This is a genomic window from Streptomyces sp. NPDC004609, from assembly GCF_042873655.1.
GTDB lineage: Bacteria > Actinomycetota > Actinomycetes > Streptomycetales > Streptomycetaceae > Streptomyces.
This window is the reverse complement of sequence record NZ_JBIALS010000028.1, coordinates 62,321-77,435: the sequence shown is the minus strand read 5'-3', so window position 1 is coordinate 77,435 and position 15,115 is coordinate 62,321. Positions and strand designations below refer to the sequence as shown.

13 protein-coding genes are annotated in these 15,115 nt (G+C 73.3%); 7 read left to right on the top strand and 6 right to left on the bottom strand.

What is annotated here, in order from left to right:
* Positions 1-52 precede the first annotated feature (52 nt).
* Positions 53-1,366, top strand: coding sequence for an ABC transporter substrate-binding protein (locus ACFYT4_RS25475; protein WP_389273385.1), 1,314 nt, complete (start codon positions 53-55; stop codon positions 1,364-1,366).
* 142 nt (positions 1,367-1,508) lie between these two features.
* Here the strand turns inward: ACFYT4_RS25475 and ACFYT4_RS25470 are convergent, their stop codons facing one another.
* The 4 genes from ACFYT4_RS25470 to ACFYT4_RS25455 all read right to left on the bottom strand — a co-directional run bounded on the left by ACFYT4_RS25470 (position 1,509) and on the right by ACFYT4_RS25455 (position 6,330).
* A complete protein-coding gene (locus tag ACFYT4_RS25470; protein WP_389273383.1) occupies positions 1,509-2,282 on the bottom strand; it encodes an SAM-dependent methyltransferase in 774 nt (257 codons plus the stop codon).
* Between the two features lie 345 nt (positions 2,283-2,627).
* Entirely contained in the window at positions 2,628-2,822 is a 195-nt protein-coding gene (locus ACFYT4_RS25465) for a hypothetical protein (protein ID WP_389273380.1), read from the bottom strand.
* Positions 2,823-2,948: 126 nt separating this feature from the next.
* Positions 2,949-4,802, bottom strand: a complete 1,854-nt coding sequence (locus ACFYT4_RS25460) for a hypothetical protein (RefSeq protein ID WP_389273377.1) — start codon at positions 4,800-4,802, stop codon at positions 2,949-2,951.
* 145 nt (positions 4,803-4,947) lie between these two features.
* The gene (locus tag ACFYT4_RS25455; protein WP_389273374.1) at positions 4,948-6,330 is read right to left on the bottom strand and encodes a transcriptional regulator; all 1,383 of its coding nucleotides are present in this window, start codon (positions 6,328-6,330) and stop codon (positions 4,948-4,950) included.
* 347 nt (positions 6,331-6,677) lie between these two features.
* On the opposite strand from ACFYT4_RS25455, the gene ACFYT4_RS25450 reads away from it, so the two are divergent.
* The 6 genes from ACFYT4_RS25450 (at position 6,678) to ACFYT4_RS25425 (ending at position 12,061) form a co-directional block, all read left to right on the top strand.
* Complete coding sequence (locus tag ACFYT4_RS25450) at positions 6,678-7,355, top strand: bifunctional DNA primase/polymerase (RefSeq protein ID WP_389273371.1); 678 nt, start codon at positions 6,678-6,680, stop codon at positions 7,353-7,355.
* 87 nt (positions 7,356-7,442) lie between these two features.
* Entirely contained in the window at positions 7,443-8,273 is an 831-nt protein-coding gene (locus ACFYT4_RS25445; protein WP_389273368.1) for an ABC transporter ATP-binding protein, read from the top strand.
* 134 nt (positions 8,274-8,407) lie between these two features.
* Entirely contained in the window at positions 8,408-8,542 is a 135-nt protein-coding gene (locus ACFYT4_RS25440; RefSeq protein ID WP_389273365.1) for a hypothetical protein, read from the top strand.
* A 74-nt stretch (positions 8,543-8,616) separates the two neighbouring features.
* Positions 8,617-10,215, top strand: coding sequence for a transporter (locus ACFYT4_RS25435; RefSeq protein ID WP_389273488.1), 1,599 nt, complete (start codon positions 8,617-8,619; stop codon positions 10,213-10,215).
* A gap of 253 nt (positions 10,216-10,468) precedes the next feature.
* Positions 10,469-11,344, top strand: coding sequence for a hypothetical protein (locus tag ACFYT4_RS25430; RefSeq protein ID WP_389273362.1), 876 nt, complete (start codon positions 10,469-10,471; stop codon positions 11,342-11,344).
* A gap of 171 nt (positions 11,345-11,515) precedes the next feature.
* The gene (locus ACFYT4_RS25425) at positions 11,516-12,061 is read left to right on the top strand and encodes a subtilase-type protease inhibitor (RefSeq protein WP_389273359.1); all 546 of its coding nucleotides are present in this window, start codon (positions 11,516-11,518) and stop codon (positions 12,059-12,061) included.
* A gap of 230 nt (positions 12,062-12,291) precedes the next feature.
* On the opposite strand, the gene ACFYT4_RS25420 is transcribed toward ACFYT4_RS25425, so the two are convergent.
* Complete coding sequence (locus tag ACFYT4_RS25420; RefSeq protein ID WP_389273485.1) at positions 12,292-13,206, bottom strand: alpha/beta fold hydrolase; 915 nt, start codon at positions 13,204-13,206, stop codon at positions 12,292-12,294.
* Positions 13,207-14,234: 1,028 nt separating this feature from the next.
* Positions 14,235-14,927 (bottom strand): metal-dependent transcriptional regulator, encoded by a 693-nt coding sequence (locus tag ACFYT4_RS25415; protein ID WP_389273356.1) that lies wholly within the window; start codon positions 14,925-14,927, stop codon positions 14,235-14,237.
* Positions 14,928-15,115 lie beyond the last annotated feature (188 nt).

The window sequence follows — 15,115 nt, the reverse complement described above, 5'->3', positions numbered from 1 at the left end:
AGCCAGCCACGCACACACCGCTGTTACCTCGACAGCGGAAATGTGGCCGCGCATGACCGGTAGGCGACGTTCCTCCACCCCCCGCCCTTCATGGACCTCACGGATTGGCGCCCTCCGCATTCCCGCAGCGGTGGCAGCCGGCTCCGTACTGGCCACCGGGTGCGGCGCGATCCCCGGGACCTCCGACGGCTCCCGTGAATCCATCAAGGTGATGACTTTTGCGCCCGAAGAGACCCAGGCGACCAATATGCCGGGGATGCCCGCCATGGCCAAAGCGTATGCCCGCTGGGTGAATTCCCGGGGCGGCATCGACGGACATGAGCTGGAAGTGATCACCTGCAACGAGGGGAACACTCCGGCCGGGGCGCGCGCCTGTGCCCGGCGCGCGGTCGACGAGAACGCGGACGCCGTGGTCGGCTCGTACAGCCAGCACGGCAGCGCCTTCATGGCCCCGCTCCAGGCCGCGGGCATCCCCTTCATCGGTGGATACGGCATCTCCCGGGAGGAGTTCACCAGCTACCGGTCCTATCCCGTCAACGGGGGCCAGGCCGCGCTCATCGCGGGGCACGGGCTCCAACTGGCGGACGCCTGCCGCCGGGTCGCGCTCGTACGGCCCGACTCGCTCGCCGGTGACGAGATGCCGCTGCTGCTGAACGCCGGGCTCTCGAAGGGCGGCCACAGCTCCTCCACGGACATCCTGGCCCCCGAGGACGCCACCGAGTACACCCGGCACGCCGACCAGGCCCGTTCCAAGGCGGGCGCCGGGGCCGAGACGTCGGACGACCCCCGGCCCGGCTGTGTCACGGCCGCGCTCGGAGAGCACACCGAGACCTTCTTCGACTCCTTCCGCCGGCTGCCCGAGGACGGCCGCTCCGTCAGGGTCTCCTCGGTCCTCGGCAGCGTCGGCCAGTCCCTCATCGACCGTACGGGCGGACGCAACGGCCCCTTCGAGGGCGCGTTCATCACCGGGTGGTACCCGGACGCGGGCGATCCGCGCTGGCAGGAGATGCAGGGGGTGATCGAGTCCCACGCCTTCGGCGACAACCGCATCGACTCCGCCGACGCGGGGGTGCAGACCACGTGGATCGCGTACACGGTGCTGAACGCGGTCGTCCGGTCGCTCGACTCGGACGAGATCACCCCCGGGAAGATCGCCCGGGTGCTCGACCGCGGGCTCCAGGTCTCCACGGGCGGGCTGACCCCCGCGCTGCGCTGGGACCACCAGGACATGCTCGGCACACCCGGCTATCCGCGGGTGGTCAACCGGGGCGTGACGTTCCAGGTCGTGCGCGACGGGCGGCTGGTGGCGCAGCAGAAGGGCTTCGTGGACGTCAGCCGGACCCTGACGGCGTCCGTCACGGGCTGAGGGCCGCGGGTGCTCCGTCGCGGGCTGACGGCGGCGGGTGGTCCGACACGGGCCGGAACACCGGCCGTCCTCAAGGCCCCGGGCGGCGAGGTGAACGATGCGGTCAGGCCGGGGAGTTCCGTGGGACGAGCAGGAACGCGCGCTACGGTTTGCGGCCGATGCCTCCGTAGATGTCCGTCGGCTCCGGGGAGGTGCCCGGGTCAGGGCGCCACAGGGGACACGAGACGATCCCGGGGTCCAGGAGGTCGAGCCCTTCGTAGAAGGTAGTGATCTGCTCAGGGGTACGCAGGACGTACGGGACGGCGCCGGTGTCGTCGTACCCTTCCTGCGCCTTCGTGAGGTCGTCGTCGATACCGACGCTGTCGTAGTGCACGAAGTAACTGCCGGAGGGTAGGGCGGCCTGGAGGCGGCGGACGATCGCCTGTGCCTCACCGAAGTCCTGGATGTGGCCGAGGATGCCCATCAGCATCAACGCGACGGGGGCGCGGAAGTCGAGGATCTTGCCCGCCGCGTCCAGGATCTTCTGCGGGTCGTGCAGGTCGGCGGAGATATAGGTGGTGACGCCGTCGCGGGTGCCGGGGAGCAGGGCTGCGGCGTGTGTCAGGACGATCGGGTCGTTGTCCACGTAGACGACCTTGGCGTCCGCGGCGATGCGCTGGGCGACCTGGTGGGTGTTGTCGTACGACGGGAGGCCCGTGCCGATGTCGAGGAACTGGCGAACGCCGAGGTCGCGCGTGAGGTGGGTGACCGCGCGGATCAAGTACTTGCGGGACTCGCGGGCCATGGTCGCGATTTGAGGGGCGAGTGAGAGGTAGGCGTCGCCGGCCGCCCGGTCGACTTCGTAGTTGTCCTTGCCGCCCATCCAGTAGTTCCAGATACGTGCTGAGTGGGGGACGGAAGTGTCGATTTCGCGCATGTTGTCCTCCGAGTCGGGATGAGTGGTGGCCAGGTGGTGCGGCAACGTGCCGGACGGATCACGGGGAGAAGGGGCTCGTTCGGGTCTGGGCACGGTCCGCGTCCTGACAGGGGGTGAGGAGGCGGGCAGTGCGGCCGGCCGCAGCCGTCTTCGCGTTCGTGTGCGCGTCATGGTACGGAGTCCGGCGGCGGTGTCCGGGTGGATCGGAACACGTTGGTGAAATCCGGTGACACGGAAGAGGTGGACGACGCTCCCAGGAGTTGACCAGGTGCAGCTGACCGCGTCGATCCCGCAGATGTGCGCGGAGCGATGTGAGCGTGCCCAACCTGCTGGAGTCGGCGCTGGTCACGCCTCCGAGGTCGGCCTCTGGTCCAGCAGACCGGCGGCGTGATGGAGGGTCGGGCGAGCGATGCGCGCCGCGGCTTCCCCGCGGACGGCCTTGGAGCGGATGCCGGGCAGATCGGCGAGCGGGTTGCCGTTCCGGCGCCGCTCGCGGGGCGGGCCGCCGGGGCCCCCGGCCGACGAACGCGGCGGTGTCATGAAGGGCGGCGTCGAGGACGCCGAGGGCGGCGGCGGTCACGTCGGGGCGGCCGCGGACGACCCCTCCCGGGCCGCGACCGGCCCCCGCCCGCCCCGAGTCGCCGCCGCCCGGGCCCGGTCCCTCCGTCAGAGCTGTTCGCTGCGGCGCTCGGTGAGCTGGTACTTGGCCGCGATGGAGTTCCACAGCCCGGACGCCTCGCGCTTGGCCTTGGTCGCGTCGCCGCTGGCACGGGTGGCGTGGACGGTCTGGCGGGTGGTGCGCGCCCGGCCGTCCTTGCAGCCCTTCTTGCCCTTGACCTGGGTCGCCCAGGCCGCGTAGTGGTCGTCCGCCTTCGCGGACGACTGCCACGCGTCGACGAGCGACGCGCTCAGGTCGGCGCTGCGGGGCAGCTTGTCGATGCTCAGCTCGCCCAGCCGGGTCACCAGACCCCTGCGCTGCTCGGCCGCCCCGCGCAGATCATCGGCCGCCTGGTCGAGGTCCTTGCACTTCTTGATGTTCTCCACCGAACGGATCACCGCGGCACGGCTGTCGTTGCTGTCCGCGAGCAGCTTGTCGAGCGCCTTGGCCTGGGTCTTCACCGGGTCCTGGGCCGCGGGCTGAACCGGTTCGGCGGCCGAGGGCGCGGGTGAGGACGCGGCGACGTTCTTCCGGGCGGAATCGTCCTTCTTGTCGTCGTCCCCGCCGCTGAACAGCGCGGCGCTCACGCCGAGTCCGAGCACCGCGCAGGCGACGACCACCGCGGCCATGACGGCCAGCTGCGAGGAGTTGCGCCGCCGTTCCTCGCGCTCCTCGCGCGCCTCGGCGTCGTGACGGTCGTACTGCGGCGGCCTCTGGTGCTGCTGATACCCCGCCGGCTGGAGGCCCACCTGCTGCGGTCCGCCGTCGATACGGGGCATCTGCTGGGTGGGGTCCGCCCGGTGGGGGCCCGGCTGCGCCCCGCCCGGGGCCGCGTCCGTGCGGAAGAGGCTGTCGAACTCGGCGGGCGGCTGCCGCTCGCCCGGAGCGCCCGGCCGCATCCCGGGAGCCGCGCCGGGCGGGCCCGCCATCGGAGCGGGTGCCGCCGGACCGGCCGGAACCGGCGGCAGGAACTGGGTGGCCGCCTCGGGCGCGAGCGGCCCGCCGCCCGCACCGGCACCCGGCAGCGGTCCCGACCCGGGGAACGCCGTCGCCGCCGCGGGACTCCCGGGCTGCGGGACCGGCGGGATGTGCTGCGTCACGTCCGCCGCGCCCACCGGCGGGATGAACTGGGTGGCGTCCGCGGCCCCGACGGGCTCGGCCGCCACGACGGGCGGGATGAACTGCGTCGCGTCCGTGGTGCTGTAGGCGGCGGTGCCCTGCTGGGGCAGCGGCACACCGGCGGAGACACCGTCCGGCATCGCCTGCGGCCGCCCGTACGGCTCCGGCGGCGGCCAGGCGTCCGTCCCCGGGAATCCGCCGCCGTACGAGGGCTGTCCGGCCCCGGCCGATCCGTACGCCCCGTACACCCCGTCACCGTGCGGTGCGGCCTGCGGCGGCAGCACGCCCGGCAGGTCCGGTGGCGGCACACCGTCCGCCCCCGCCCGCGGAGCCTGCCCGGCCCCCGGCAGCGGCAGCCCGTACGACTGCCCCGCTCCCGGCCCTGCCGTCGACGCCTCGCCCGCTCCCCCGAAACGGCCGTCCGGCGGGGGCGCCTGGGGCGGCAGCGCCCCCGGGAGCCCCGGCGACGGCTGTGCCTCGGGCAGGGGCTGGGAGCGGACGCCGTAGCCGTGCCGCGGCTCCTCCCCCCAGCCGTCCCCGTGCGCCTGCGGTGCGCCCTGGACCGGCTCGTGCAGACCCCAGGGCTCCCCCCAGGGCCGCCCGCCCGCCGGTGCCGCCGGGGGCTCGGCACCGGGAGGGCCCGGTATCAGGGGGTCAGATCCGTCGGCGGGCAGCACGACGCCTTCGTGCGCGGGGCGAGCGGCGGGCTGCCGCCGCTCGTCACCCTGTCCGCTGTGCGTCACCGGAACTCCTACATGTGGACCAACGTCACCGTCGGTTCACGCTACCGGGTGGTTCGATCCCGCGCACACACCTGTGGACGCAGGGACAACAAGCCCGCCGAAGACGCTGGTTACCGCCCTGCGATGACGCTCCGTATGGCGGGCATCACGCTGCCTGGAGCTCCACCCGCGCCCCGAACTCCCGTACCGAAGGCTCCTCGGCGTACGGCTCCAGACGCTGCTGGAGATCGTCCAGATACTCCGCGCCCCGGCTGGAGCGCAGCTTCCCCAGCAGCTCGACCGCGCGGGTGCCGGTGTGGCAGGCCTGTTCCACCTCGCGCTGCTGCACCTGGGCGGTCGCCAGCAGGACGAGCCCGATCGCCCGCCGCCTGGCCCGGGACTCGGGGTGGCCCTCCAGCGCGTCCGAGGCGTGGCGCGCCGCCGCCTCCGCCTGGCCCAGGTCGCGGTAGCAGTGGGCCAGTTCGTCGGCGAGATAGGCGTGGTCGAAGTGGGCGATCCACGGCGGGTCGTCGGCCGACTCCGGCTCGGCCCGCTCCAGCGCGGCGATCGCCTTCCCGGCCACGGTGTGACAGGTGCGGGCGTCCCCGAGGAGGGCGTGGCCGCGCGCCTCGGCGGCGTAGAACATGGCCTGCGCACGCGGGGTGACCTGCCCGCGCGCGCCTTCCTGTGCGGCGCGCGCCAGTTGGGCGATCTCCCTCGGATTGCCGAGCTGGGCCGCGAGATGGCTCATGGAGGCGGCGAGCACATAGCCGCCGTATCCGCGGTCGTCGGCCGCCTGGGCGAGCCGCAGCGCCTGGATGTAGTAGCGCTGGGCGAGCCCCGGCTGCCCGGTGTCGACGGCCATGTACCCGGCGAGTTCCGTCAACCGGGCGACCGCGGCGAACAGTTCGCGCCCGACCGATTCGCGGTACGAGCCCGAGAGCAGCCCGGACACCACCGAGTTGAGGTAGTGCACGACGACCGGGCGGATGTGCCCGCTGCCGTAGCGGTGGTCGAGATCGGTGAGCGCGGCCGTCATCGCCCGGACGGCCTCGACGTCCGAACTCCCCACCCGGGCCCCGGTCGTGCGTGCGACCTGGGAGTCCGCGCCGGTGATCAGCCAGTCGCGGCTGGGTTCGACGAGCGCGGAGGCGGCGACCGACGCCCCGGAGAGGAAGTCGCGGCGGCCGACGTCGCTGCGCCACAGCTCGCAGACCTGCTCGATCGCACCGAGCACGGTCGGCGAGAACTGGAGCCCGACGCCGGACGCGAGGTTCTTGCCGTTGGCCATGCCGATCTCGTCGATCGTGACCGTACGTCCCAGTTTGCGGCCGAGGGCCTCCGCGATGATGCCCGGCGCGCGCCCGCGCGGCTGCTGCCCGCGCAGCCAGCGCGCCACCGATGTCTTGTCGTACCGCAGATCGAGACCCCGTTCCGCGCCGACCATGTTGACGCGGCGGGCGAGCCCGGCGTTGGAACACCCGGCTTCCTGGATGAGCGCCTGCAGCCGTTCGTTCGGCTGGCGGGCGACGAGTGGCCTGGCTGCCATGAAAACCCCCTGATGGCCGCTGTGATCAACGCCCTGATCACTGCCCGGCTGATATACGGAGAATGCAGACTTCTCTGACTTGGTCTGGTTTTTCCAGAATCCCGGAAGTTTCCCAGAAACCAGGTCCGGTGCCGGACGTTCTCCGGAACTCGGCCGTCAGGTGTTTCTGCCCGGCCCGGTGCACGTCCGCGCGCGGACGCCCCCCGTCCAGTGGATACCCGCATCCTCACCCCATGTACATGCGCGCCCCCGTATGTGCATCCATGCGCCCCATATGCGGGATCATGCTCCCGGGGCGGCCCGCAGGACGCCCGTAACCCCTGGTGACCGCGGGAGTTGAGTGGTTCGTGGAAGAGACCATCGGAGTCACAGAAGCCGCACAGATCCCCCAGCAGAGAGGTGAGCAGTTGCTGGATCACGCCGTGCGGTACGCGGAGGAGCGGCACTGGGACGTGTTCCCCGGGACGTGGCTGGAGGCGTCGGGGGGCCGCGAGTTCTGCTCGTGCGGTGACACCGACTGCCCCGTGCCGGGCGCGCACGCGACCGGGCCGGAGTGGGCGAACCAGGCGACCGGCAGCGCGAGCGCCGCCCGCCGGATGTGGGGGAAGCATCCGAAGGCGTCGATCCTGCTGCCCACCGGCCGTACCTTCGACGTTCTCGACCTGCCCGAGTCCGCGGGCTTTCTGGCGCTCGCCCGGCTGGAGCGGATGGATCTGCCGCTCGGCCCGGTGACGTGCACCCCCGACCGCAGGATGCTCTTCTTCGTGCTGCCGGGCGCGGCCGTGAAGGTCCCCGAGATGGTCCGCTCACTGGGCTGGGCGCCCTCCTCGATCGATCTGGTCGCCCGCGGCGACGGCCACTACATCGCCGCCCCGCCGACCCGGGTCGGGGGACGCGGCGCGGTGCAGTGGGCGCGCCGCCCCACCCCCGCCAACCGGTGGCTGCCCGAGGCGGGCGAGCTGCTGAGCCCGCTCGCCTACGCCTGCGGACGCGATGCCGCGGCGGAGCGGACCCGCAAGGGCTGACCGCGGGAGGCCCCCCTAAGGTGGCCCCGGACGCCGCGTACACATCAGCGGTACGCGGGACGCGGGACCACCGGGAGGCAGGGCATCATGCCGGACGAACGGGCGGCGGCAGCCGCGGAGGCGGGCGGGGCGCGCACGGCGCCGCCCGCCGTGCGCGTCGAGGGCCTGTGGAAGCGGTTCGGCGAGCAGATCGCCGTCGCCGGCATCGACCTCACGCTCCCGGCGGGGAGGTTCATCGGGCTGGTCGGGCCGAACGGCGCGGGCAAGACCACGACCCTGTCCATGGTGACCGGGCTGCTGCGCCCGGACGACGGCCTGGTGGAGGTCGGCGGGCACGACGTGTGGCGCGACCCGGTCCGGGTGAAGTCCCGGATCGGGGTGCTGCCGGAAGGGCTGCGGCTGTTCGAACGCCTCTCCGGCCGTGAACTGCTCGCGTACAGCGGACGGCTGCGGGGCCTGCCGGGGGACGAGGTCGACAAGCGGGCCGCCCAGCTCCTCGACGTCCTGGATCTCGCCGGCGCCCAGCACAAGCTCGTCGTCGACTACTCGACCGGTATGCGCAAGAAGATCGGACTGGCGTCCGCGCTGCTGCACAACCCCGAGGTGCTGTTCCTGGACGAGCCGTTCGAAGGGGTCGACCCGGTCTCGGCGCAGACGATCCGCGGGGTCCTGGAGCGGTACACCGGCTCGGGCGCGACCGTCGTCTTCTCCAGCCATGTGATGGAGCTGGTGGAGTCGCTGTGCGACTGGGTCGCGGTGATGGCCGCGGGCCGGATCAGGGCGCAGGGTCCGCTCGCGGACGTACGCGGTGACGCGCCGTCGCTCCAGAGCGCGTTCCTGGAACTGGTCGGGGCGAGCGGGCGGGACACCGGAGAGTCGCTGGACTGGCTCGGCGGCGGCAGCGGCGGTGTGCGGTGAGCGCGGCGGCGGGCTTCCCGGCTGGTGGCTTCGCAGCGGCCGTCGCGGCAGGCGGCTTCACGGCGGGCGGAGGCGTGGCGGACGGCTTCGTAGCGGGCGACCGGGCGGTGGGCGGGATGGCGGGTGGCCTCGCGATGGCTGACGTCACAGCGGCCCGTTTCGCGACGGCCGACGTCACGGGAGGCGGCTCAGCGGGCGGCCTCGCGGCGAGCGGCGGCGCGGCAGGCAGCCTCGCGACGGCCAACGTCGTGGCGGGCGGTGTGCGGTGAGCGCGGCACCGGGTGTCGCGGCGGGCGACGGGCCCGCCGCCCGGGCCGCGTCCGGGCCGGACCCGCAGCACGCGGTGGGCACGGGGCGGCTCGCCGGGATCTTCGTCCGGCTGAAGCTGTCGCTGCTGCGCAACGGACTGCGCCAGTCGTCCGGCCGCCGGATCGTTTTTGTCCTCTCCCTCGTCCTCACCCTGCTCTTCGCCCTCGGCCAGCTGCTGGGTCTGGTCCTGCTGCGCGGCCACGACCACGCGGCGTCCGTCGTCGTCCTGCTGGCGGGCGTACTGGCCCTCGGCTGGGCGGTGATGCCGCTGTTCTTCCCGGGCGGTGACGAGACGCTGGACCCGACCCGGCTCGTGATGCTGCCGCTGCGCCCGGGGCCGCTGGTCACCGCGCTGCTCACGGCGTCGCTGGTGGGCATCGGGCCGCTGTTCTCGCTCTGTCTGCTGCTGGGGGCGGCGCTCGCGCTCTCCCACGGCCTCTTCGCGTTCGCCGTCTCCGTGGCCGCCGTACCGCTCGCCCTCCTGGTGTGCGTGGCGCTGGCACGCGCGGTCGCGGCGGCCAACATCCGGCTGCTGACCTCCCGCAAGGGACGTGATCTCGCGCTGCTGAGCGGTCTGGTGATCGCGGTCGGCGTCCAGGTCGTCAACTTCGGCGCCCAGCGCCTCGGAGCGTCGGACGCCGGACTCGGGGAACTCAACCCTGCGGCCGCCGTCGTACGGTGGCTGCCGCCCGCCTCGGCGATCGACGCGATCGACTCCGCGAGCGAGGGCTCCCACGGCGTCGCGCTGGCCCAGCTCGCCCTGTCCGGGGCGGCGCTGTACGCCCTGCTGTGGTGGTGGCGGCGCAGCCTGACCCGGCTGATGACCTCGCCCGACGGCTCGACGCTCGCCGCGGCGGCGGAGCGGACCGGCGGGGAAGGCTCCACGGGCCTGCACCGCCTGCTGCCGGAGGGTCGCACGGGCACGGTGATGCAGCGCAGCCTGCGCTATATATGGCGCGACCCGAAGACCAAGGCGGCCTGGGTGTCGATGCTGGCCGTCGGTCTGATCGTGCCGCTGTTCAACGCGGTCCAGGGCACCGGCTCCCTGTACTTCGCGTCGTTCGCCACGGGCATGCTGGGCATGCTGATGTACAACCAGTTCGGGCAGGACGCCTCGGCGTTCTGGCTGGTCGCGCAGACGATCTCCACGGCCCGGGACGCGTACGCGGAGCTGCGGGCGCGGGCGCTGGCCCTGCTGCTGATCGCCCTCCCGTACACGGTCGTGGTCACCGCCCTGACGGCGGTGGTCCTGGGCGACTGGCGGGCGGCGCCCTCGGCGCTGGGGCTGTCCTTCGCGGTGCTCGGCGCGATGCTGGGGACGGGCGCGCTGGCGTCCGCCCGCTTCCCGTACTCGATCCCGCAGGACAGCGGATACAAGAACGCCGCTCCGGGACAGGGCGCGCTGGCCTGGTTCTCGACCTTCGGCGGGCTGTTCGCGGCGGGCCTGCTGTCCGGGCCGCTGATCTCGGCGACGGTCTGGATGCATATGACGGACGCGCACGGCGATCTGTGGCTGCTGCTGCCCCTCGGGGCCGTCTACGGGCTGCTGATCGGCTGGGCGGGCGTACGGCTGGCCGCCCCGCAGACCGCGAAGCGGCTCCCGGAGATCCTGACGGCGGTCAGCAAGGGCTGAGCCGGGCCGCCGGCGCGGGACGCGGTGGGAGGCCGGTCCCGGCTGGTCCGGGGATCCGCCGGGACCGCGGAAGCGGGAGTACGGAGGCCGGGGCGGCCGGGGCGAGGCCCGGCGGAGGCCCGGGACTCCGGATGCGCCGGGGACAGGCGGGCGGCTGACTGGTCGGCGCCGGGGCCGGCCGGCCCGCGCGGCCGTCGCGCCCGCGCCCTTATCGGGAGGTGGGCGCCCAGGGCGGTGACGTAGGTTGCTGGTCATGTCGACGCCGCCGCAGCCGCATCAGCAGCCCCAGCAAGGGGGTTACGGGAACCCCTACGGCCAGCAGCCGCAGTTCCCGCAGCCGGGGCCTCCCCCGCCGGGGTACGGGCACCCCGCCCCTCAGCAGCCCTACCCTCCGCAGGGCTACGGGCCCCCGGCGCCCCAGCAGCCGTTTCCGCCGCAGCAGGGGTACGGGGCTCCGGGCGGCTGGGGCGCGCCGCAGCCGCCCGCGCCGAACAGGAACCGGAAGTGGATCATCATTGCTCCGCTGGCCGTCGCCGGGCTGCTCGGACTGTCCTGGCTGGGCAACAACGTCTTCTCCGACAGCGGCGGCGGCAAGGTCTTCCCCGAGGCGAAGTACGAGCTGACCCTCCCCTCGACCCTGCTCGACGGCACGTACGAACTCGCCGGGGACATGTCGCAGGAGACCCAGGAGCAGCTGAAGAACGCGAGCCAGGCCGTCATTCGCGAGCCCAAGTCGACGGTGGCCCAGTACACCTCGCTGAACGGCGCGAAGGCCGGGATCGTGGTCGTCTCGGGGCTCCACGGCCGGATCGCCGAGCCGGACAAGGCACTGGAGTCGATCCTTCGGGGCGGCGGCAAGGCGAAGGGCACCACCATCGCGGTGCCGGCGAAGGACTACACCCCCGAGGGCTCGGAAGTGCGGGTGAAGTGCCAGGTCCTCGTCTCCGACCAGTCGGACGGCGGCAGGGCCACGATCCCCATGTGCGCCTGGGCCGATGACAACACCAATATGTCCGTCTCCCTGGCCACCCCCGAGAGCATGGGCATGACTCCGGCCGCCGTCGACCTGAAGGAGGTCGCGGAGGCCACGGTGAAGGTCCGTCAGGAGATGCGCAGGCCGATCGGCTGACGCTCCGGAGCGGCCGGCGGCGTGCCCGTACCCGCCCCGAGCGGCCCGTACGGTCGTGCGACCACCCCGTTCGGGGGACGCCCGACCGGAAAACGGCGCTCCGCGTGCGCTCACTGTGCGCGTACGCAAGACTCCCTACCGCAACCACCCTCGCGGCAAAGGAGTTTCACCATGCGATCAACGGGGCCGACGGGGTCCATGTGGCCCGACCGGACTGAGCGGACCGAGCAGTTCGAGCAGCCGTTCTCCGGGTTCTCGGTGCGGGCCGCGCATGCCGTACGGGCCGCGCGCGGTGGCGCCGTCGTCACGGCCGCCGCCGCTCTGGCGCTGGGCGGCGCCGTGACGGGCAGCGCGCGGGCCGCCGAGCCCGTCGCCCGGCCTGCCGCGGCGAGCGGGCTGTACGCCCCCTCCGCGCTGGTGCTCACCGCCGGGAAGGACGCCTCCACCTCCGTCGACCGTGCGGTCACCCTGAGCTGCGCCCCGAGCGCCGGGGGCACCCATCCCGCGCCGGAGGACGCGTGCCGGGAACTGGGCGCGGCGGGCGGCGACTTCACGGCGCTGCCGTCCGCCCTTCCGTACACGATGTGCACCCGGGAGTGGGCCCCGGTCACGGTCACCGCGAGCGGCGTCTGGCAGGGCAAGCGGGTCGACTGGTCCGGGACGTACAACAACGGCTGTGAGATGCAGGCGGCCCTCGGCGCCGTCTTCGCCTTCTGAACCGCGCTTCCCCGAACACCGCGTGATGGTCCGAGCCACCGTCCCTTTCTCGCGTCACCGTCACCGTCCGGGTCAGGCGGTGTTCCAGCGGGCGGGCAGCTCTCCCCGCAGAAGACACGCATGGTCGCCGTCCCGGACGGCGCCGTCCTGCCCGTGCCCGTCTCTCCGGCTCACGGGCCCGTGCCGTGCGGGCGGCGGGCGCACGGGTCCCGCCGCGGCCCTCCCCGCTTTCACCCTCCCGTGTCGCGGTCCCGCCGCCGTACGGAGTCGAGGAACGGCTCGATCGCGGCGCGCCAGCCCTCCGGCTGGTCGTAGTGGATCAGATGGCCCGCGTCCGCCACCTCCGCGTACTGCCCGAGGGGGAGCACCCTGACCATCTCCTGGGCCTCCGCCCGGCCCAGTTCGCCGTCGATACCGCGGACCACCAGGGCCGGGCAGCGGACCTGGGCCAGCTCGTCCCAGTGCGCGTCGTGGACCCAGGTCTCCCGGGCCCTGAGCATCTGGCGGCGCGAGAACACCGGACGCCAGCCGTCGGCACGCTCGGCCATCACCTCGGCGTAGAACTCCCCGCGCGCGGGAGTGGGGTGCTCCACCCAGGGGTCGTCCTCGCCGAACCACCTCCGCACATCCGCGAGGGTCGCGAACGGGACCGGCCAGGCACGGAACCAGCTCTCCCACTCGCGCTGGGAGGCCGCGCCCAGCGCCGACGCCCGCATGTCGCAGATGATCAGGGCCCGGACGAGGTCGGGACGCTTGGCCGCGAGCTGCCAGGCGGTGAGCGCGCCCATCGCGTGCCCGACGAGGGTCACCGGGCCGAGGCCCAGCTGCTCGACGGCGCTCTCGGCGTCGGAGACGTACGCGTCGCGGGTGAAGGGGCCCTCGGCCGGCTTGTCGCTGCGGCCGTGCCCCCGCTGGTCGAGGGCGACCGCGCGATGCCGCTCGGCCAGCCAGCGGGCGGTGGACGCCCAGTGCGACGCGCGGCCCATCAGACCGTGCAGCAGCAGCACGCCCGGGGCGTGGCCGGGGCCGGCGCCCGCACCGCCGCCGACGCCGGTCTCCCCGCCGGGCGGTTTGGGCGGATCGGCGAACTCCCAGGCGGCCAGGCGCACGCCGTCGGTTCCGGTCACGTCGATGCGCCGCACCATGTGCCTGGCACCCCCTTCTCTCGCCCGGTCGTCCCGATCGGTCATCTACCGCGCCCCCAGCTTATCGAACTCCTATTCGAATGCATGCTTCCGGCGGGCAACACCCCTCGTTCGAGTGACCACGCTCGGGGATTGGCGTGCGCCGCCGGGGGGAGATCTTCTGCGGGAGGCGGGCCGATCGGGGAAGGCGGCCCGAGGGGAATGACCCTGGGAGCTCGGGGCTCCGGGTCAGCAAAGGGGAGGACAGGCCCCGGCACCCACGGGTGCCGGGGCTCTTCCATGGAGTGAGGGCGAGGGGGGCGCGTGGAGCCGGGTGGAGCCCCGCGAAGGGTCCCGGCACGGAGCCCGGGGGCGGCCCCGGCGGCCGGTTCCGCCGGGGAGGCCGGCGGCGCGGGTCGTGGTGGTGGCGCGGGTGACGGCGGCACGGGTCCGGGGTCCGGCCCTGGTACGGATCCGGGTGCGCGTGCGGATTCCGGCCACTCCGGTACGGATCCGGGCTCCGGTGCTCGTATCGGTCCGGGCTCGGGACCCCGCGCGGGGTCCCGCGCGGACTTCGGCACCGGTGCGGGCGGGTGTGCGGGTGCCGTCGGCCGGGCGGCGAAGTGCCGGTCCCGGGGGCGCGATTCCGGGGGCTCCCGCGACCGGGAGTCCCGGTGGGTCCGGCCAGCGAAGTCCCGGCCAGGGAGCTGCCGGTCAGGGAGGTCCGTCGCTCCGGAGGGTGGTCCCGCTGAGGGAGGCGCGCCGAAGCACGGCAGCGCGGCGGGCACGGTGGGCGGATCAAGCGATACGGGTCGTGCCGTCCGCGCTGCGGCGCGCGCGGGGCGTACGAGGGGCGCATCACCCTGTTCCCTCCCCGGCCGTGGGTCATATGCCTCAACCCAGCGTGGCACGCGATTCGCCCGGGCGCTGCCATTCCGGGCGGAAATCGCTTCACGGGGAACACGTCAGGCGACTGCGGGCACCCGGGTCACAGCGGCCCGGCCGGTATCCCTCCCGAACCCTCCGCGCCGCCGTCCGCCTCCCACGCGCTACTTCTTGGCCACGAACACATGCGAGGCCACGTCGGACTCCAGCTCCGCCGCCTCGCCGCCGCTGCCGACGAGCACTCCGCCCGCCGACTCCGTCACGCTCACGACCGAGCCGGGCTGCACACCCGCCCTGCGCAGGGTGTACATCAGCTGGGCGTCCGTCTGGATGGGCTCGCCGATCCTGCGGACCACCACGGTCTTGCCGTCCGAGCCCGGGTCCAGGTCCGCGAGCGAGACCATGCCCGCGTCCAGGAAGGGATCGGCCTCCGCCTTCTCGCCCAGCTCCTCCAGGCCCGGGATGGGATTCCCGTACGGAGACTCGGTCGGGTGCCGCAGCAGCTCCAGTACGCGCCGCTCCACCGCCTCGCTCATCACGTGCTCCCAGCGGCACGCCTCCGCGTGGACCTGCTCCCACTCCAGGCCGATCACATCGACGAGCAGGCACTCGGCGAGCCGGTGCTTGCGCATCACGCGCGTCGCCAGCCGCCTGCCCTCCTCCGTCAGCTCCAGATGGCGGTCCCCCGCGACCGTCACCAGACCGTCCCGCTCCATGCGGGCCACGGTCTGGCTGACCGTGGGACCGCTCTGGTCGAGCCGCTCCGCGATACGGGCGCGCATAGGAACCACACCCTCCTCTTCCAGCTCGAGGATGGTGCGGAGGTACATCTCCGTCGTGTCGATCAAACCGGACATACGTGCCCCTCGAAGAATCGTGCGGTGCGGCCCCGGACTCAATTCTTACGCATCGCGCCGACAACCGTGCCGCGCTCGGGCAAGCCGGGGCCGAGGCCGTATTGACAGCGTGATGATCCAGACCCCAACGTGATCCGCGGCGCGGGCATTCCCCGGCGCGTTTCCTGTTCTCTGTGTACCCGGATGCG